We start from the raw sequence: 20,135 nt of genomic DNA on the forward strand, positions 1-20,135 counted from the left end.
TCTTTCGTCCGTGGGATTTCGTCCGTGCATTTCTTCTGCGTGCATGCGCAGGCAGAATCGGATGCAGAATACTTTTTTACTTTTCTTCTTTATTTATACCTATCGTATCCAGCGATTTATACCTATCGTATCCAGCGGCTTTCTTTGCGGGGTGTGTATTTCCCAAAACGGCCAAATCGGACATTCGAACGTATAAAAAGTCCGCCGGACGGTCTTTGACCATCGGGCGGACTTTAAACATCTTTCTAAGGAAGAAAAGATGAATTCCCATTAAAGAAACGGGAGTATTGGAATATGGATCAGGCTTTCTTTTTCGACGGGGCGAACGAATGATGAAGGCGCCACAGGAAAAGCAGACCGCGCGCGTCGAGTTCCACGCCCATCGCAACCCAGGCACCGGCCAGTCCAAAGGAGCGGGAAAGCCAGGCGGCCAGCGGAATACGGATGCACCAGATGGAGAGGAAGTTGAGGCAGGCAGGCCAGATCGTATCGCCTTTTCCGCGCAAAATGCCGGAGCAGACGATGGAAGCGCCATAAAGCGGTTCCGCAAACGCTTCGAGCCGAAGCATGGAAGTTCCGAGTTCAATGACGGCTGGATCCGGGGTGAGAATGTTCATCAGCCACGGGGCAAAGACGAACATGACGACGCCCGAAAGAGCCATCATGCCCATGCCGATGCGTACGATGCGCCAGCTGATTTCCCGGGCCAGATCGTGCCGGTTGGCGCCGGTACACTGCCCGATGATGGCGGTTGCGGCGGATCCGCAGCCGTAGCCGGGCATGTAACAGAGACTTTCCGCGGTGATCGCAAAGCTGTTGGCCGCAATGGAAACCGAACCGAGAGAAGAGACGATGCGGGTAAACATGACATAGGAAGAGCCGGAAATCAGCTGTTCCAGACTGATTGGAACGCCGATGCGTACGGCTTTGGAAAGGGAATGACGGGTAAAGTGAATCCGGCATTTCCCTTTGAGAAATTCGTTTTTAAACAGGACGCGCCACGTGAGAAACAGGGACGCGCACGCCATGGCGGCGCCGGTTCCTAAAGCGGATCCGGCTACGCCCAGATTCATCGCGAAGATGAACAGGTAGTTGAACAGGACGTCGAGCATGCACATGACAATTTGCGTCATGCCCGGCAGCCGGGTATCGCCGGCCGCCTGCAAGGTCGCGATCGCCCAGGTGTTTAACAGAGAAAACGGCAGACACAGACAGAAAATGCCGAGATAGGCGCTCGCATCCGCCAGAATGGCGTCTTCGCCGCCCAGCCAGACGGGAACCATTCCTGAAAGGCCAAAGCCGATGCTGCCGATCAGAAACGCCACGCCTAAAATGACGAGCAGACCCTGCCGGCTGCAGTTGCGGGCTTCTTCATTGTTTCTTGCGCCGATCGCCTGCGCGGTCTGCACCGAAAAGCCGTAGACGGAGCCGGAACAGATGCCGTTGATCAGCCAGGTGCTCGAAGAGACCAGACCGATGGACGCGCCGGCCTGTACCCCGAGATGGCCGACCATCGAGGCGTCGATCATCTGCATGATGGTGACGGAAACCTGCGCCAGAATGGCAGGCCAGGAAAGCGATAAAATGAGTTTTCGCTGCATGGAGGCGTTGAGCGGTTTGTCCGCGCGCAGTGCGGATAATAATTGAGAGGAGTCTGTCATATCCGCTATTATCCATCGAATTGTTCCGGAATGCCTGACCAAAGAAAACGTTCTGCCAAGTCTGTTCGAGAAATTTACTATCCTTTCCATTTTCTCCTCGGGTTCTGCTTTTTCCTTTTGATGAGATATGGCTTTTTATCCGCGGGAGAAACGAACCGGCAGATCCGCAAACGCGCCGTTTCAAAGCGGACTCGAATGTGGCTTTTCAGATTCGCCATCCTGAATTGGAATTTGTCATCCGGAAAAAGGAAAAAGAAAGGAGGATGTCATGATTGTTTCCGCAAGCTGCCGAACCGATATTCCCGCGTTTTACACGCCCTGGCTGCTCAACCGCCTGGAGGAGGGCTTTGTGGACGTGCGCAATCCGTTTTATCCCAAACGGGTTTCGCGCATTTACTTTGAAGACGCGGATGCCTGGATGTTCTGTACGAAAAATCCGCTGCCGCTTATTCCGTATCTGGACCGGTTCAAGCAGCCGATCTTAATGGATGTGACGATTACGCCGTATAAAAAGGATCTGGAACCGGCGGTACCCGATAAAACGAAAATTATTGAAGCGGTCCGCTTCATGGGCGAAAAGCTGGGAAAGGATCATGTGTCGGTTCGCTACGATCCGATTTTGCTGAATCCAACGTATACGGTGGACTATCACATTCGGGCTTTTGAGCGGCTCTGTTCTCTGCTCGAAGGCGCGGTGGAGACGATTTCCATTTCCTTTCTCGACGACTACAAAAACGTCCGCCGTCATGCCGGCGAACTGAATGCGCACGAACCGAGTGAAGCCGAATTAAAAGCTATTGGCGAAGCGTTCGCAAAATGCGCTGCGGATCATGGCATTCCCGTTTTCACCTGCAACGAAAAGCAGATTCTAGCCCCGTTCGGCGTGCCTTCCGGCGCCTGCTTTCCTATGGAACTCGCGCTGGCCTGGACCGGCCGCAAGTTTCGAAAGTGGAAAGCGCGCGACTGCGGCTGCGTCGAAATGGCGGATCTTGGCGTCTACAACACGTGTGCGCACCTTTGCCGCTACTGCTATGCCAACTTTGATGAAAAGCAGATCGCCCAAAACCGGCGTCTTCATGATCCCAGTTCGACGATGCTGGTGGGACATCTGGAAGCCGACGATGAAATCATTCGCCGCAAACGATAAACTGCACGTAAAATTAAACCAGATCGAATCCAAATCGGATTTTCGAAATCCGATTCCGGTCGATCCTTAGCCAGACCGGCGGAAAGGAGAGAAGCATGTCATCCAGCCCACTTTTTGAACAGGCACTCGACGAACTCGAACGTCTTCAGAAACTGTTAGAAGACCATCATCTGCCTTCTCAGATTGCCGCCGACCTGCAGCTTGAGATTGACCAGAGAACAAAACGCCGCAAGGATGCAGCTGCTGTTTCTTCCAGAACGCCGGAGCGTACGCGGCGAGCCGCCGCTCCGGAACCGCCTCAAACGCATCCGACGCGGCCAGTTTCCCCAAAACCACAATCGGAAGAAGCGTTTTTCGCCCAGCGTGAACCGCAGCCGCCGGTCCACAATGAACAGGCTGTTGAGCACAAACGGGCTGCTTTTCAGCCCCGGGCGGAATTTTCAAAGCCGTCCGATTCGCAGACACAGTCGGAGACGGCTGCTTCCAGATCCGATGAGCCGGTCGAATCGCCCGTAAAACGAGGAAAACCTTCCGTTTCTTCCCCTTCCGCTTCACCGAAAAATCCGCTGGCGTATGCGGATCTGCTTGGCATCGCGTTTCCTTCCAATGGAGAAACGTATTTTGTCCGTTCCCAGAAAGGCTTCTTTTATCAGCCCTGTCCGATCCGTCTGCGGCCGGGCTGCCCGTACTTTCAGAAAAACGCCAAGCCGGAATGCAAAACCTGTACCGTTCGGCCCGCTATTTCGCTTGGACGAAGAGAAGTGCTCAATCATCTTCACGGACAAAGTGAAATCGGGCTTTCGCCGTTAAGCCAGGATGGTCACATTGCCTACGCCTGTATCACGATCGAAAGCGGCCAGGGGCAGAAGGCTGCGCTTGAAGTTCAGAGGGCAGCTAAAGCGATTGGACTCGATGTTCTTTGCGAAGAACGCAAGGAAGACGGTGTTTTGTCGTGGCGCATCTGGTTTTTACTCGCGATGCCGGTGGACGCCTCCCGGGTTTCCCGCTTTTTGCGCGCGTTTCTGATCAACGGGTTTGCCAAAGGTGAGCTCAGGGATCTGCGCTTTCTCGATCAGACGTTCCCGCGTATTTTTGTCAAGGAACAGCCCAAGGAGCGGGGAATGGCGTTGCCGCTTCCGCTGTTTGGCTGGCTCGATGAAGCGCTGCGAAAACAGGGAAGAGACGCCGATCGGTATTCCATTCTGATCGATGAAAAAGGCGAAGAAATTGCCGATCCGTTTGCGCAGATACAGTCGATTACCCGTGTGGAACCGGCCCAGATGGAGGCGCAGATTCGCGAATGCACCTCGCGCAAGCGGGAAGAACTGTTTGCGGGCGATCCGAAAAGCGAGCCGGACACGATGGAGTCCATGCGCCTGATCGCCGCGGACGACGATCCGTTTGTATTTGCGCCTTTGCAGGAATCCGGCGTGATCGAAGTGATCGAAAAAGGACGGATCTGGGTGTGCGCGGATGCGCTGCCCGCTTCTGTACAAAATCAGATTCTGGCGATGGGCAGCTACTGGAATCCGGCGTATCGCTCGCAGAAAAACAAGTTTGCGACCGGACCGCGCATCGTTTCGCTGGCTAGACGCGAAGCGCATGGACCGCAATCCGGTTCACAAAATGCCGATTCTGAAAATACTGAAAACAAAAACAATACGGGACTGGGCACGCGCTGGATTTCGCTGCCCCGTCATTTAAAAGCGCCGCTTCTTTATCGGCTTTCTCAGGCTGGAGCGACAGTGGATCTGCAGGACTGGGAAAGCGAAGGGCAGTCGGTTCCGATGGAATTTAACGGCGAACTTCGTCCGGAACAGGTGTCGCTGGCTTCCGCTCTGTATCAGAAAGGGAGCGGCATTCTGGAAGCGGCAACGGGGACCGGAAAAACGGTCATCGGCGCAGCGCTGATCGCGCAGATTTCGAGAAGCACGCTGATTCTGGTCAATTCCAAGGAAATCTTGCAGGGCTGGGTCAGTTCGCTGAACCGCTTCCTGCATTTTTCCAGTCCGGAATGGGAAAACTGGAAGGCGCCTTCGAAAAACTATCCAGGAAAAATCGGGGTGCTGCAGGGCGCTACGCGTTCGCTTTCTGGGCGCGTGGATGTGGCCATGGTGCCTTCGCTGGTCCAGAAGGAAAATCTCGAAGAACTGCTTTCCGGCTATGGCGTCGTCTTTGTGGATGAATGCCATCATGCCGGCTCGCCGTCCTATCAGAAAGTACTCGACGCGCTGCAGGCCAAACGCGTATACGGTCTGAGCGCGACGCCAAAGCGGACTGACGGCCTTTCGACAAGCATGTTCTGGCAACTGGGTGAAATCGCGGCTTCGTTCAGTTCGAAAGATCAGATGGCCAGTCAGACGTTCCACCGTCTGATCTGTCCGCGCTTGACACCCTTTGCGGGAAGCGACGCGGAAAACAATGACTTTACCCGTCTGGTGCAGGAAGCGGCTTCGCATCCGCTGCGCAATGAAATGATCGTGCAGGATATCCGCGAAGCGCTCGATAACGGGCGAACCGTTCTGGTGCTGACGCGCTTTATTGAACATGCCCATACGCTCGCTCGTCTGCTGGCCCCCGGAGACGATACCGAACTGTTCGTCTACGCGGGTGATCCCAAACGCAAGCAGGAAAATACAAGACGCCTGCGCGAACTCGAAGATCCCAAAGTACGAAAAGATAAGAAAGTCGTGCTGATCGGCACGTATGCGAGCATCAGTGAAGGCTTTGACTTTCCGCTGCTCGATACACTCATGCTTGCGCTGCCGATTCGTTCGCAGATCACCATTTCACAGTCGATCGGTCGAATTCACCGCCAGACGCGAAACAAGCAGATTGCCATCGTCTACGACTATGCCGACGTGCAGAACCGCATGCTGGAAAGCATGTATCAGGCAAGACTGAAAGAGTACGTCAATCAGGGCTATCAGATCGGCGAAGTACTCGATGAGCGAAAAGGCACGTCTTCGGGAAAGGTGTACCGGACAGAAGACTACATTTCAGCCTGTGTGCGCGATATCCGCCAGGCGAAAAAACGGGTGGCGCTCTGTATGCGCGCCTTTGAGGATGAGCAGCTGCAGACGCTGATCGATGTGGCCGGTCAGAAAGCGCTCGAAGGCGTTCGCTTTGATCTTTTTGTCGAAAACGCCTCCGATGAACAGGTACGCCGCATGCGCAATGCGGGTTTCCATGTTCATTTTCACGACCGCATCGTCGCGTGCTGTCTGATCGTGGATCAGGAAATTGTCTGGTACGGCAACGTGTTTTCTTCGCAGGCGGCCTCTTCCGGCATTGTGCGGATGGTGTCGAGAAAGGATGCCAACGAGCTGCTCGAAGCCAGACGCCGCGAAGAAATCCGGCAGCTCAGTCTCCAGCATGCTCAGGCTTCCCAGTCCTGAGCGTAAAAAGCAGGCGCTCCAAATACGAAAACGCAACAGAAGGGAAGTACGAAAGGCACGTTTGCCGGTCGATTTTGACGGCGTGACCTTTGTCTTCCCTTCTTTTTCTTGAGCGTACCCGCTTGGTATAATGAAAGCGTCCTGTCCAGAGTCCGAGCACGCAGGCAAGCAAAGAGAAAACCGTGTTCATAAGAGCCCTGGACAGATTAAGTGGAGGAAATAAAACTAATGGTTATTGATCTTGACGATATTGTGGATGCCATTCAGGGCGGAAGCAATTCGGTTGAGTATTATCTCAATACCCGTACGGGAGAAATCATCATGCGTGATGATCGTCTTTCCGTAAGAGAGCTCAACGACATCGATGATGAACTCGACAAAGTCTACGATTCCATTTTGCTGATCCCGACATCCCGCGATGCGGGCGACATCCGCATGATGCGTGAATTTACGTGGACACTCCCGGACGGTCAGGCCAAGGACGCGCTGACGACCGCTTTAGGCAACCGCAAAGGCATTTTCCAGCGTTTTCGCAACGCGCTGAACAGTTTCAACCTGCTCAACGACTGGTATGAATACGAAGACGACCGCTACATGGAATTTGCACGCAACTGGTGCCGCGACAACGAAGTCGCTTTTGAAGAAGTCCCGAAAATTGTCTATCGCCGTGCGGTGCGCAGCGATGTGAAAACGATGGTTGAACTGCGCAAGAAAGAACTCGGTCTTGCGCCGGAGGACGATTCGTTCGATTTCGAACTCGACCGCTACTTTGCAGCGCAGATGCGAAACGGCGCGTTGTATGAAATTTTCGCCTGGTGGAAAAACCGTATCGTCGCGTGCGGCGCCATCGCCTGGGTCTTCACGCCGCCAACACCCGAACTGCCCGATGGCCGCAATGGCTATCTGTGCAACTTCTGGTGCGATGAAGAAGTAAAGGGAAACGGCTACGAAAAGGAAATTCTTTCCCGTCTGCTCGAAGAGGCAAAACGCCGCAAGCTGCCGGTTGTCCGCTCCTATGGACTGGATGCAGAACTCGTTGAATCCTTTGGCTTTAAGCCCGAAGACGATGTTCGCAAAGCCGTTCTGAAACTGAAATAGAAACGAGATTTTTAACGATCCATAAAAATAAAACGCCGCAGGCGGAAACTGCTGTTTCCGCCTGCGGCGTTTATCGTTTCAAAAATTTCGATTCGATCTTCGAGCCGGATTTTTCAGGCCCGGTTTTGCATAGGAATCTTCGGTCTGGGATTATTCGTGAGAGTTGCAGCATCCGCCTTCGTGGTCATGATCGTCGCCGTGGCAGCATCCGCCTTCGTGGTCATGATCGTCGCCGTGGCAGCATCCGCCTTCGTGGTCATGATCGTCGCCGTGGCAGCATCCGCCTTCGTGGTCATGATCGTCGCCGTGGCAGCATCCGCCTTCATGGTCGTGATCGTCACCGTGGCAGCATCCGCCTTCGTGGTCGTGATGGCCGCCGCATCCGCATCCGCCGCCTTCGGCTGGCGCGAATACCATCAGTTCGCCGTTCTGCAGATCGACAAAAGCGTCATCGCAGTATTTGGCGGTATCTTCATCCATCAGCACTTTGATGCCGTTGATTTCCACCGGCTTGTCGCCTTCTTCGTAGCGAACCATCTGGAAAACGGGTGCTGCGGAGCAGCAGGTCTGATGAAGGGTAGCCATCAGTCCGTCTGCATGGTTTTCTTCCAGCATGGGTTTCAGCACGTTAGCGGCTGCATCTGTAATTGTTAACATATGTTTCTGCCTCCATTTCTCCTCTATTTTAAAAGAGTTTCGGTTCAGGCGCTCGGTTTAGCCCTGTCTGTTTGAAATGTTTATAAGTCATAAAACAGAATGAGTGTCAAGAAATATTATTATGGGAATGTGGAATATTCTTACGAAATAAGGGGAAATACAGGCAAATGGGGTTCAGAAGGGGGTCTGGACGGTTAAGATGAAGGTGCGAGGTAATCTATATGAAACTGATCACCCTCAGACAGCTTGAAGCACAGGCGCGCACCGGGGACGGAAAAGCCTGTCTGGCCTTGTACCAGGAGTATTCCAACAACACCCGGGATGAAAAAACCGCCAGAAAGTGGCTGGATCTCGCTCTCGATTACGATGAGCCGAGAGCCCAGTTTCTCGAAGGCGTGTATTCGATGAAAGTCGGCGAAATTGCGCACGGCGTACAGTTTTTGAAGCTGGCCGCTTTTAACCGCAATACCGACGCCATGAATGTCCTGGCGATGTACTACCTGGGAAACATTCACGGAATCAGCCATACGGTCATTGATCTGGAGCTCGGGCTTGATTATCTCTATCAGGCCGCGAACGGCGGATGTCCGGATGCACAGATTGTTCTGGGAAAATGTTTTTATCTCGGAAAATGGGTAAGCCGCAACAAGTATCTTGCCCGCTACTGGATGGAAAAAGCCGCAAAGGCCAAAAGCCGGCTGGCCGCACGCATGCTCGAAGACATGCAGGCCGTCAGTGGCGCGCTCAACTGAAAAAGCAGTGAATACCGTCTGAACCCCCGAAAAGCGAGACTTGATTTTTAAGTCGGCTTTTCGGCTTTTGTTTTGGGAAAAAGGCGCCGACATAAGGGGATTGAATGTTGTTGAGAGCGCGTTCAGAACGATGGTTCCATACAATCCGCAGACGAAGGTGCAGACGAGAAAAAGGGACGGTTCGGACGACTCTTTTCTGGTGCTATACTTCAAACCATGAACGAAAATGAATCGCGCCGTCTTTTTCTGGACGGTATGAAAACTTCGATTCCCATTGCACTTGGCTACTTCGCCGTCAGCTGCGCCTACGGCATGGCAGCCATTATACAGGGCATGACTGTAACCGAGGCGGCGATCACTTCGCTGATCAATCTGACGAGCGCCGGACAGTTTGCGGGAACGACGCTGATCTGCGCGGGCGCCAGCCTTTTTGAGCTCATTCTCACCGAGCTGATCATTAACGCGCGCTACTTTCTGATGGCGATTTCGCTGGCGCAAAAATGCGGCGGATCGGTGCCTCTTGGCAAGCGTCTGCTCATGGCGTACGGGATTACCGATGAAATTTACGCGGCGGCCGTTTCCAAAAAAGGAAAGCTGTCCTTTGTCTGGTTCATGGGGCTGGTCGTCTTGCCGGTCATTGGCTGGACCGCGGGAACGATTGCCGGCGGACTGGCGAGCAGTCTGCTCCCTCAAAATCTGGTCAACGCGCTGGGACTGGCCATGTATGGCATGTTTATCGCCATTTTTGTACCGGCGGCCCGCAGGGAAAAAGCCGTGGCGATCTGTGTCCTGCTTTCCATTGCGCTCAGCTGTCTGTTTGCCTGGACGCCAGGTCTGAAAGAACTGTCCAACGGCTATGTGATCGTAATTGTGACCGTTCTGGCTTCCGCATTCTGTGCCTGGAAATTTCCAAGGAAGGAGGACGAACCGCAATGAGAACGGCCGAGATGTATACCGGCATCGCGGTCATGGCACTGGTGACGTATGTCATTCGCATGATTCCGATGGCCCTGTTTTCCAGGCCGATTCGATCGCGCTTCTTTCAGTCCTTTCTCTACTACGTACCGTACGCCGTCCTTTCGGCGATGACCTTTCCCGGCGTTTTTGCGGGTTCGCTTTCGACTGCCGTCTGCTCGATCGGTGTACTGGCCGCAGTCATCAGCGCCTGGTTTGGCGGCAGCCTGCTTCAGGTGGCCTGCGCCGCAGCGGGCGCAGCCTGGATTGCGGGACTCGTTCCCGGTCTTTAATAATTCAGCTGGAGAGATCCAGACTGCCGGATCTGGATGGAATCGCCTGCAGAAATGGATGCTGAAAAGCGATCGAAATTGAGACAGAAAAGGCGAAGGCTTACGCGGCTTCTTCCCTGTGGGAAGAGGCATCTGGCGTAAGGTCCTTCGCCTTTATGTGTTTTGTTCTGGGCTGTTCTGGAGAATATTTTGAAGTTCTTACTGGTTTTGCGCCCGGTTCATGGTGCGCTTCTGCGTCTCGGGAAGGAAATGGACCATGATGAAGCGGTCATACAGCCAGTAAAACAGCATCGCGAACAGAACGCCGGCAATCGTCAGTCCAATGCGCAGAATGACCGCGTCTTTCAGACCGTACAGTCCGGCCGCCAGCGACAGGGCACCAAAGCAGTTGAGCATCGTCTTGTGCCGGTATTCTGAACACAGGCCCAGACACAGACCGCCGACCGGACCGAGCAGCGGATACAGCTGGGGCGGAAGAATTTTATAGACGACATAAAACAGCAGGGAACCGGCGATGACGCCAAGAATCCGGTCGCGCTTCTTTTCGTGAATGCGGTTTTCAATCTGCGCATCCGAAAGCAGGGAGCCGCACGCAAAGCCGGCCCACATGTAGCGCGGAACGACAAAGAGCGAAAAGATTGTCAGAAGCAGGCTGACACCCAGCGTCAGACGCAGCTGCCACTGGCACTTGTAGTTGTACAAAGTGAATTCATGAAAGACCATGCCAAGCGTCCGGTCCGGATTGGCGTTTCGATGATTGCGCCACAGCACGATTGCACAAAGGACATAGCCCACAACCGTCATTTCCAGACGGCCGATCAGATCTTGTCCATACACCGGATTGCCGCAAAGAAAAATGTAGGCAAAGGAATACAGGCCGCCGTTTCCAAGCGACGGATTTTCGCACGTCAGGGCGATGATCAGAAGCAGGGCGCAAAAATGAATGACAAACGTCAGCAGAGGACTGGGGCGGAGCGAAGCGAGAATCGGCGCGCCAAAAAGCAGGGCGAACGCGACAAACATCGCAAACAGGGAATCCTTGATCCGGTAGCCGAAGCCGACAAACCGGCTCGCCAGTAAAATGCAGAAAATGGAGACCGCCATGGAACTGTTGGCCGAACCGAAGAGTGCCGTCATAAGACCGATAAAGGCGATCGCAAAGACAACGATCAGAAGCGAACGGACAAACATAGCCAGACGCCATCGGCGCTTCTCTTCGGGCGCGTCCGTTTTCGCGATCATGGCGCGGATCGCGGCCGGATTATATTGAATCATCTGATAAAAGGTCATGGAAGCCTCCTTTTCTCAAAAGGGCATCGAGAACGTTCCAGAAGGCAGCCATTGAATACACGTTGAATACAAAGGTATGGAATCGGTATGAAAAGAATGTACATTCTCGATACGTTCATCGTTCCGTTTCATTGTAAAACCACGGTAATAAAAATCGAAAAGGGATACCCGAACGAGAATGGACGGCGTAAAAGGGGGCGAGTGGAAACGGGTCAAATCGGGCTTGGTCATTCCAATCGACAGCCCTCCCCGTATAATGGAGGAAACAAAAGGAGCTTTTATTTATGGTAAAAAAAGACCACCTAGCATATTTGAAAGTACTGATCAGCACGTGTCTGATGGTCGGTGCGAGCATCGGTCTGTGCTTTTATTCCGCCGGTGCGTTTTACAGCCCGCTTTCCGGCGGCCTGGGCATTTCCCTGGGTCAGGCTTCGGCCTCGACGACCTGGATGCTCGTATTCATGGCGCTCAGCGCCCTGGCCGTCCCGTTTCTGCTGCGCAAGCTGCGGCTTCTGGACCTGCTTTTGATCGGTACCGCGCTTTGTGCCGGATCGGTTCTGATGATTGCCTTTTCCGTGAACGTGGCCTGGGTTTACATTTTCAGCGCCATTACCGGAATCGGCGCCGCGCTGATCGGCATGGTTCCGGCAAGTACGATCGTCCAGAACTGGTTTGTGAAGCATCGCGCCGGAGCGACATCGATCGCGCTGGCGGGATCGGCACTCGTGGCGGCGCTGTTTTCTTCCGTGTTCAGCTTTTCCATTTCCATGTTTGGCTGGCGCATGGGCTTCGTTCTGGAAGCTGTCCTCATTCTGGTGCTTATGCTTCCGGCGCTGCTCTGGAAAATTGATCTGACGCCGGCGCAGGCGGGCATGCAGCCGTATGGACATGAACAAGGCATTCCCGCAGAACCGGATGCGCGCAAGCTGTCCAACTCGGTTTTGTGGACATTCGCGCTGATCGCGATTCTGTCCGCCATTCTGATCGGTCTGCCGATGCACTTCTCTTCGCTGGCCGCCTCCATTGGCCGCACCACTTTGCTGGGGGCATCGATGCTGACGTATGCGATGCTTGGAAACCTCGTTTTCAAGCTGGTCGGCGGCTGGCTGTCCAACCGTCTGCAGCCGGTATGGACGATCGCCATTCTCGATCTCTGCTCGCTGATCGCTTCGATCGGCATTCTGATCTGCATTCTCAGCGGCGCAAGCGACGCCCTGTCCTGGCTGGCGTTCTTCCTTGGAAGCGTCTTTGCGTTAAGTGAACTTTCTCTGCCGCTGCTCGTTTCCGCCAATGCGGCACGCCGTCACTTCTCCGCGTTTTACGCCGTGCTCAACTGCCTTTCGACGATGACGACGGCTCTGTCGATCATGGTGATCGGCTACATGTATGACGGCCTGCACAGCTACGTATGGATGTACGTTCTGGCCATTGCAGCGGAAGTCCTGATTCTCTTCCTGCTCTGGCTGCTCATCCGCAGCGCGAAAAACGACGATCTGGTCACCAATGCGACAACCCGCTCGCTCGTTCTGAAGCTGCGTGACTGGGAAAACAAATACCGCAGCGAACGTTCCCGCAAAGCGCAGGAACGCCGCCGCAAGGAAGAAGAACAGAAAGCGTATGACGAAGAAATGAAGCGTCAGGATACGCCATCCGCCATGCGCGCGCATGTCGTGGCTTCTTCCATTGTCGTACCGTCCGAAAAGGAAACGGAAAAAGAAAACGCCCTCGAAGCCGAGCACGAAGCGAAAGAAGCTGCTGAAGTGAACCCGTTTGAAGAACCGGCCGACGCCAAAGAAAACGAACCGGTCGATGCCGAATACGTGGAACACGAAGGCGCAGCGCCGGACGAACATTCGCATACGGAAGACGAGGAAAAATCCAAACCGTCCGCCAAACCGGCAGACGAAAACGCTTCGGATCCCGCTACAGAGGAAAACGCAGCGCCTGCTGACGCTTCCAGATCCGAAGACGAAAAGAAAGACTAAGATTTCTCCGTTTTTAGTGGGGTAAGCGAAGACGAAGCGACTTTTCGTTCTTCTTTACCAAGCAAAACGTTTTAGAAAAAACAACAACGCCCTGGCTTGCCGCAAAGCCAGGGCGTTTTCAATTTCTGCAGTTCGGGTTACGCGAGGTAAACCCCTTCGGCAGAGGAAAAGCGATCCGCTTCCGGGATACGTTTGCCCGGACATGCGGATCGCTTTGTTATTTTGCGTATTATTTCTCGCCCTCTTCGGGAAGAGGAACGGTGACGATGCAGCTTTCATAGGCGTTGATGACCGCAGTCTGATCGATCACATAGCGGCGGGGATAGTCGCCGTAATTGAGATGGATGTGGCCGTGAAAGAAAAACTGCGGATGGTAGCGTTCGATCAGCCGGCCAAAGCCTTCAAAGCCGGTATGACACGGATCCTTGCCGTCGTAATGGCCGGCAGCCGGGGCGTGGGTGACGAGAATATCAAATCCGCCATGTTTCCAGAAGAGCGGCCAGAGCTTGCGGATACGCCGGTCCATTTCCTTATTGGAATACTGATGCGGGCCGCCGTTGTAAAACATCGATCCGCCAAGGCCTAAAATGCGCAGGCCTTTCCAGACAAAGATTTTCTCGTCAATATCCACGCAGCCTAAAGGCGGATGGGAGGCGTAGCCGAGATCGTGGTTGCCTGGCACGTAAAGAACATAGCCGTCAAAGCGGTCGGCGATGAATTCAAGGTAGCTGGCGGGCAGATCACCGCAGGAAATGATCAGATCGATTCCCTCAAACGTTTTCGGCGTCCACAGGCGGAAATACTGGGGAACGACTTCATCGGAAAGCAGAAGAATCTTGGCGGATTTCATGAGCGATCCGGGCTTTCCTGAAGGGAGCTCTTCCTGGCGTCGTTCGAACGATCCGGATTCTGGACATCCTCTCTGTTTTCAGCCGCTTCCGGATGGGCCTGCGCCTTGCTTTCAGAACTGTCGGCTTCCTCCAGATCCAGGCCGTGCAGGGTGACGAGCTTTTCGGCTTCGGGCATCAGATTGTCTTCATCGGGCAGATAGCCGATAACGCCGTCCACAAACCAGTCCATATGCGCGATTTCTTCCATGCTTAGCGACTGGAGGCGATCGCGCTCGGAGGGCACGCAGGCGAGATCTTCAAAGACGAAGAAGCGCTGATCGGCAATATCGTCGCGGATCTGGCTGATCAGTCTTCGCGTCTGCAGAGGCAGATGATCGGAAAACTGAATGTCCATCAGGCCGTTGGAAAGGCCGAGCCAGTAGTTGATGGACGGGGTGTTGTGATGAATCTCGTCGCTGCGGTACGTGCGGTTGAGAATGGAATAAATGATGCGGGTGTAAAAGACGTCCCACTTCTGAGCGACTGAAGAAATTTTGCAGAACTGGCCGCTGCGCACGTCGAACAGGCCAAACTGACGGCCGGAGCGGCTGCGCAGATCGAAATCCTGACCGCCGATGAAGATCAGGTCGATATCCATCGGAAATTCCCGGTTGGTCGCCGAATGGGTGGTGGACCAGTCGAGATACACTTTTGCATCGCTGCGCACCGCTCTGGCTCCGAGCGCGAAGGCGTTGATGTCGGCGATGGCGCCGAAAATCGGGTAGTCGGCAATGTAGCCCAGACGGCCGTATGTGGAAAGGGCGCCGGCGGCCATTCCTTGCAAGTACTGGATTTCATAGCCGCGGGTGTAGTACGACCGAACGGCTGTGTTTTCCGGATTGAGCGAGCAGTTCAGGAACTTGATCTGGGGATAGCGGGCCGCAAACGCGTTGGTTTCCGGAAGTTCAATCGGATGGCTCGTAAAGACGACGTTCGCACCCCAGCTGACCGCTTCGCTCAGCGCGTCTTCGATTTCATAAGCCGTATTGACGTCGTTCCATATGCGGATGATGACTTTGTCGCCCAGCGTTCGCGCCATTTTTTCAAAGGCTTCTTCGTGGGCTCTGGCCCAGACGCTGTTTTGCGGATCGCCGGGCTGAATGAGCGCGGCTTTGACCGGCTCGCTTAAAAAGGAAAGAATCGGCTTTCGCTCCGATACATCGCTGGCGGTGAGCAGGGCGGCTTTCAGGCCGTGCGGATATAACTCGATGGCGGGAAGCAGTACGTCAAATTCCTTTTCCATTTCCGCGTGCGTCTGAACGCGGGAGACGTCGCTTCCAAATACTTCGAGAAAGAGCAGGAAGGCATCCGAGGCGGTCGCTTTGGTCCGCTCAGGAGCCCGTTGAACAAAAATACCTTCAAACTGCGCGTACAGGGCAAGCAGATCGTCCCGGCGCTGAGCGGAAAGCGGGTGGGACTCGCTGACATCGAGCAGCTTGAGCAGCTTTCGATAGTTGCGCTTGCGGCTCATGAGCAGCGTGGAAATCCCGGTCAGTTTTCGAAACTGAAGATACGCCTCATACAGGTCGCCGTCTTCCATCCCTTTGGGATCGAGAATCAGCTCGGTAATGCGCGCCCGGATCAGCGGATTGCCCAGGGCTTTTGTGACGGAAACGCGCTTGTTGCCTTCTTCGACAAAAAAGCGGCCGTACACTTCGTAAACCGTAATGGGATCGCGAAGGCCTTCTTCCATGGCGCTCGTATACAGATTCATCCACTTCGCCGCAAATTCGCTGTTTTCTGCCAGAAGCGGCATGAAATTAAACGCGAACGCTTCGGTACGGCTGGCATGGACGGTACCGACGATATGGCTGACCTGAATTTCGTGCTCGTGCAGTACCTGGCGCGAGACGACCTGGAAATTTTTGAGATACGGATCGAGTACGGGCAGCGTCGGATCCAGACCGGCTTCTTCGCGCCGGGCGGTTTCGGCCAGCGCAGACTTGCGGGTGCGGGCATAGGCTTCGGATGCAGCGGACATAAAATCACCTCGTTTAAATCGTACCGTGTTTTTTCCGGCCGCCCGAAGCGGACGCCTGAGCGAAACTTCTGCCGGTCGATATCCCTTCCAGAACAGGCGGGTCCCGATTATGGACTTTAGGACTAGGAATCTGACCAAAGGGGACAGACAAGCATCCACTCTGGACGCCTTGTTCATATTCCAGGGCAAACCTTCTAAAATAAGGGGTGCAAAGAAGGATAGAAGCCGGCGGCTGCACATGACGAGATCAGCCCAACGCTTCCTGTCCGACCATTTTTAGTACCGGAAACTGCCGGTCCATTTTCCGCGCACGCTTTGACCATCAAAAAAGCCAGACAATCGCATCGCGTTTCATTTTTTATTCATCCAAATCCAATAGGCTGAAAGGGTCAAAACCAGAACAATTTCGCGCGGCCTGCCCGATACGGGAACACTTGAAAATCTAAAAAGAAAAGAGGTTGGAAACCATGAATCTTTCACGAGAGGAAATGGATCTGCTTGGGAAGCTGATCGGCCGTAAGGCGGAGCGCATCATCATGCCGACGCCGAAGGATTCGCTGACCAAGCCGGTTGAAATCGTGCTGGTTCTGTCACGCAACCGGGGAGTCCTGATTGACTCCTGCTACCGAACACAAAGGGCTGTGGAAACGCCGGAGGGCTATCCGCAGATGAGGGTGAGAATGATTAATAAAATTCCAGAGTATGTGAACGGCGACACCATCGAACTGTCTGAGTTTGGCGGGGAAATTATCGCTTCGATTGAGGTGACCAGTGAAAACGTGCTGACCTCGACGGAGCAGGCCACGTATACGAAGGCAGTTCACATCGAATTTACCGGACAGCGCGAAGTGACGATTACGCGGGAAACTTACCGGACTCCTTCGCTGGACGTTTACGAAGAGCGCCGCGAGCCGGCATTCAATTATGAACCGAACGCGAGCATCACAACGACTGTCCACAGTTTCTGATAAAAATCAATAAGAAGAAATAAAATAGCGGGTTTTAGTCAGTTTATAAAGGGCTTTCAATCTAAAAAGGTAAAATAAACTACCAGAAAGTTGAAAGCGCTTATAATAAAACATTGACTTAAAACCCGCATTTTCTTATACTTTCAGTGTACTTTGGGTCTGCGTTGGGGGACGCGGTGCAGGGTACGGTGTTTATAAGGGCGAGACGTGACCATAATTGCTTTTGTTCGATCGATGTGTTCTATAATTTTCAACTCTAATACCTTCTGATGTTCCAAACCATACATACCGTCCTTGTAAAACAGGCTGTTCTCTGCCTGCATAAAAAAAGTGAACGTGGAGCCTTCGGGCTCCATTTTTTTTATACATCGATAAAAGCGAGCCATTCCAGGTATCTTCAGAAACTCTGAGTTTCGAAAACGATGACGCAGGAAAGAAGCCTTTGGACAGGAATTCCGTTTTCCGGACAGACGGCTCTAAGAGCCCGTCACCACAAGACGCCGAAAAATGGAAAGACATCATCCAGTCCGCCGCATAAAAAGAAAACCAGAGATCGCTCGTTTAAAACGGAACGGTTTTCCTCTGGTCTGAAATCTGAAAACTATTCATTCGTTTCTGCCGCAGCGGCTGAACAGGCAGCTACTCGCTGACTTTCCCGTCGACGACATCCCACAGATCGGATATATCTCCATTCTCATGGAAAAACAGAGGCTGAACGCTGGGCGCATCGATAGCTGGATAAACGACCGTGCCGTCTTCGGCAATACCGTAGCTTTTTGCAACCTGAGATTCTGCCTTTAAAAAGGCTTCATCGTTTTTGAACGTGGTTTCATTAACGCCAAGGGTTACATAGAGGGTGGACGGAGTGTATTCGTACAGCATGGTCATAAGCAGTCCATCGTTTGCTTTTGCGCCATACGCGGTTGTTCCGTTATCGGAGCTTAAATTGGCCAGGTACGTCTCATACCGGTTGAAAGTATCCTGCGTCAGCTCATCCATGGAAGGATATCCTCCGTAAGCGGAAACCAGCGATCCCATAATCTTTCCGCCCAGCTCCGTGGTTTCAGAACTGTCATCGATTCCGTTTCTTGAGCGGATATGGATGTCGAGGGAACGGTAAGCATCATCCGAAAATTCGACAACGAGATTTTTGTTTAAAACATAGCAGGTTTCATCTCCCAGAGCGGACTTCATGACTCTGACTTTTCCATCGGCGCTGGTGATGTATTCGGAAAACTCCGTGTTCAAAATGTCTTCGATATCCCGATTTGCGTATTCAAATCGATACAAACCGTCCTTGTTGAAATGCCCGTATACGGTTTTTTCTTTCTTCCCTTGAGCGGTCGCCGGCGCATTGGATGATTCACTCCCGCTCGGTTTAGCGCATCCTGTCAGGGTGAGAGAACTCATCCCGATGGAAACGGCAGTGAACAGGAAGAGCAGCTTGGATTTTTTCATTTTCTTTTTTTGCAGCGGCAAGTATGGAAATCCAGATGTACGATTCACGCTTTGCGCGGATACTCCTCAGTATGGATCTGCATGATCGCATCCCATCATAGGGAGTATCCCTTCGATTTCCGGGGATTCTCGCTCTGCTTTTCTCCTTTTTTATTCAATTGTTTTTATTTCGTGGATTGGGGATCGCTGTAACCAGACATCTGGAGTTCCAGTCTCTTTTTTCATCTTCTGAAGGTTCAGAGGATGCGGAGTGTTTCTGAATACGGATTTTTCCGTTCTGTTAAGAAGCCTTTTTCCCTTCACCGGCATTTTTTACAGCAGCATCCTGCGCGCTCTCGAGTTTATTTTGTTCACAGCTGCGGTTATATTTATCGATCCCGGTTTTTATCAGTGTATACCAGGTGTCCGACCTGCCAAAGAAACGTACTGTTTTTTAAAACCAGACATCTGATCTGGATCAAAATGGTCACAAAATCCGATCCAGACCAGGATCTTCCCAAAACGGGAAACGCAAAACCCCCGAAGCGCTCTGTATGGACGCTTCGGGGGTATGAAGTTTTGAATGGGATCTATCCGTTTCAAGCCTGAGCTGGAAACGGGAAAGAAAATTGGATCGTCTTATTCCACTTTCATCATGCGGTAGCCGACGCCGATGTGGGTCTGGATGAAATGCGGACCCCCGGATCCGGATTTGGAATCGAGCTTCTTGCGCAGGGTGGCCATGAAGACGCGCAGGGAGGCGATTTCGTTATCGGAATTCGAACCCCAGATCTGCTGCGTGATGTAGTTGTGGGTCAGAACGCGGCCGACGTTTTTGGAAAGCAGCGTCAGGAGCTTGAATTCGATCGGGGTCAGGTGCACTTCGTTGCCGTTGATCGTGACCTGATTGGATGCGTAGTCAATGCGAAGCGGACCGTTGGTGAATACCGAGGTCGATACGGAAGACTGCGGCTGGTTGGAAAGATGGCGTTCAACAACGCGCAGTCTAGCCAGCAGTTCCACAATGGAAAACGGTTTGGTCAGATAATCGTCTGCGCCCGCATCGAGCGCGGCGATTTTATCTTCGTCATCGGTACGTGCGGAAATGACAACGATCGGGACATTCGACCAGGTACGAACTTTGCGGATAATATCGACGCCGTCCATATCCGGAAGACCCAGATCCAGGAAAATAGCATCGGGATTGTGTGTGGAGGCTTCCAGAATAGCGGTTTTGCCGTCGGGAGCCATCAGATACTTATAGTTATGCGACTTTAAAGTGGTACCAATCAGGTTGCGAATGGAATTGTCATCTTCGACGACCAGAACAGTTGTTGTATTCATAAGAGAATTACGTCTCCTTCCAGCGAATGGGATAAAGATACAGATTTGCACGATCTGCGCGACGGGGAAAATTTCCGTCTTTGGGATATGGAAATTTCGTATGAATCCACGCAGATATGCCTACATAAGTATAACAGATTGACCGGCGCCGCTGAATGAGGGGCAAGGCTGCCGGCGTGTTTGTTTTCGCAAAACGGCCGGAATGATCCGGGTTCAGACCCAGTCGAAGCGGGTATACGGCAGTGATGAAAAAGCCGCCGTAAGCAGCGGCTTTTCATTC

The 20,135-nt window shown here is 53.1% G+C and carries 15 protein-coding genes; 8 read left to right on the plus strand and 7 right to left on the minus strand.

Going from position 1 to position 20,135, the window contains the following annotated elements; genetic code table 11:
• Nucleotides 1-299: 299 nt before the first annotated feature.
• A complete protein-coding gene (locus Afil_RS00590) occupies nt 300-1,661 on the minus strand; it encodes an MATE family efflux transporter (RefSeq protein ID WP_230266584.1) in 1,362 nt (453 codons plus the stop codon).
• A gap of 268 nt (nt 1,662-1,929) precedes the next feature.
• Between Afil_RS00590 and Afil_RS00595 the strand changes: the two genes are divergently transcribed.
• The 3 genes from Afil_RS00595 (at nt 1,930) to Afil_RS00605 (ending at nt 7,304) form a co-directional block, all read left to right on the plus strand.
• Nucleotides 1,930-2,808: a DUF1848 domain-containing protein gene (locus Afil_RS00595; RefSeq protein WP_230266585.1), complete on the plus strand. Its 879-nt coding sequence runs from the start codon at nt 1,930-1,932 to the stop codon at nt 2,806-2,808.
• 95 nt (nt 2,809-2,903) lie between these two features.
• On the plus strand, nt 2,904-6,206 hold the full coding sequence (locus Afil_RS00600; RefSeq protein ID WP_230266586.1) for a DEAD/DEAH box helicase: 3,303 nt from the start codon (nt 2,904-2,906) through the stop codon (nt 6,204-6,206).
• 228 nt (nt 6,207-6,434) lie between these two features.
• Entirely contained in the window at nt 6,435-7,304 is an 870-nt protein-coding gene (locus tag Afil_RS00605) for a UPF0158 family protein (RefSeq protein ID WP_230266587.1), read from the plus strand.
• A 150-nt stretch (nt 7,305-7,454) separates the two neighbouring features.
• Here the strand turns inward: Afil_RS00605 and Afil_RS00610 are convergent, their stop codons facing one another.
• Nucleotides 7,455-7,961, minus strand: a complete 507-nt coding sequence (locus Afil_RS00610; RefSeq protein WP_230266588.1) for an iron-sulfur cluster assembly accessory protein — start codon at nt 7,959-7,961, stop codon at nt 7,455-7,457.
• 221 nt (nt 7,962-8,182) lie between these two features.
• Here Afil_RS00610 and Afil_RS00615 point away from each other — a divergent pair, with 221 nt between their 5' ends.
• The 3 genes from Afil_RS00615 to Afil_RS00625 all read left to right on the plus strand — a co-directional run bounded on the left by Afil_RS00615 (nt 8,183) and on the right by Afil_RS00625 (nt 9,960).
• Nucleotides 8,183-8,713, plus strand: a complete 531-nt coding sequence (locus Afil_RS00615; RefSeq protein ID WP_230266589.1) for a tetratricopeptide repeat protein — start codon at nt 8,183-8,185, stop codon at nt 8,711-8,713.
• 255 nt (nt 8,714-8,968) lie between these two features.
• Nucleotides 8,969-9,649, plus strand: a complete 681-nt coding sequence (locus Afil_RS00620) for an AzlC family ABC transporter permease (protein WP_230266590.1) — start codon at nt 8,969-8,971, stop codon at nt 9,647-9,649.
• Nucleotides 9,646-9,960 (plus strand): AzlD domain-containing protein, encoded by a 315-nt coding sequence (locus tag Afil_RS00625; RefSeq protein ID WP_230266591.1) that lies wholly within the window; start codon nt 9,646-9,648, stop codon nt 9,958-9,960. Before Afil_RS00620 ends, Afil_RS00625 begins: the two co-directional genes overlap by 4 nt.
• Nucleotides 9,961-10,158: 198 nt before the next feature.
• Here the strand turns inward: Afil_RS00625 and Afil_RS00630 are convergent, their stop codons facing one another.
• Nucleotides 10,159-11,250 carry an FUSC family protein gene (locus Afil_RS00630; RefSeq protein ID WP_230266592.1) on the minus strand — a complete coding sequence of 364 codons (1,092 nt, stop codon included), beginning with the start codon at nt 11,248-11,250 and terminating at the stop codon, nt 10,159-10,161.
• Nucleotides 11,251-11,534: 284 nt separating this feature from the next.
• Between Afil_RS00630 and Afil_RS00635 the strand changes: the two genes are divergently transcribed.
• A complete protein-coding gene (locus Afil_RS00635) occupies nt 11,535-13,235 on the plus strand; it encodes an MFS transporter (RefSeq protein ID WP_230266593.1) in 1,701 nt (566 codons plus the stop codon).
• A 229-nt stretch (nt 13,236-13,464) separates the two neighbouring features.
• On the opposite strand, the gene Afil_RS00640 is transcribed toward Afil_RS00635, so the two are convergent.
• Both Afil_RS00640 and Afil_RS00645 read right to left on the minus strand, forming a co-directional pair.
• A complete protein-coding gene (locus Afil_RS00640) occupies nt 13,465-14,085 on the minus strand; it encodes a metallophosphoesterase family protein (protein WP_230266594.1) in 621 nt (206 codons plus the stop codon).
• The gene (locus Afil_RS00645) at nt 14,082-16,106 is read right to left on the minus strand and encodes a BMP family ABC transporter substrate-binding protein (protein ID WP_230266595.1); all 2,025 of its coding nucleotides are present in this window, start codon (nt 16,104-16,106) and stop codon (nt 14,082-14,084) included. Before Afil_RS00645 ends, Afil_RS00640 begins: the two co-directional genes overlap by 4 nt.
• 467 nt (nt 16,107-16,573) lie before the next feature.
• Between Afil_RS00645 and Afil_RS00650 the strand changes: the two genes are divergently transcribed.
• Nucleotides 16,574-17,074, plus strand: coding sequence for a hypothetical protein (locus tag Afil_RS00650; RefSeq protein WP_230266596.1), 501 nt, complete (start codon nt 16,574-16,576; stop codon nt 17,072-17,074).
• Nucleotides 17,075-17,713: 639 nt separating this feature from the next.
• On the opposite strand, the gene Afil_RS00655 is transcribed toward Afil_RS00650, so the two are convergent.
• Both Afil_RS00655 and Afil_RS00660 read right to left on the minus strand, forming a co-directional pair.
• Nucleotides 17,714-18,532 (minus strand): hypothetical protein, encoded by an 819-nt coding sequence (locus Afil_RS00655; RefSeq protein WP_230266597.1) that lies wholly within the window; start codon nt 18,530-18,532, stop codon nt 17,714-17,716.
• Nucleotides 18,533-19,150: 618 nt separating this feature from the next.
• A complete protein-coding gene (locus Afil_RS00660) occupies nt 19,151-19,855 on the minus strand; it encodes a response regulator (RefSeq protein WP_230266598.1) in 705 nt (234 codons plus the stop codon).
• Nucleotides 19,856-20,135: the final 280 nt, after the last annotated feature.

This window comes from Allobaculum fili, from assembly GCF_020969955.1.
Classification (GTDB): Bacteria; Bacillota_I; Bacilli_A; order Erysipelotrichales; family Erysipelotrichaceae; genus Allobaculum; species Allobaculum fili.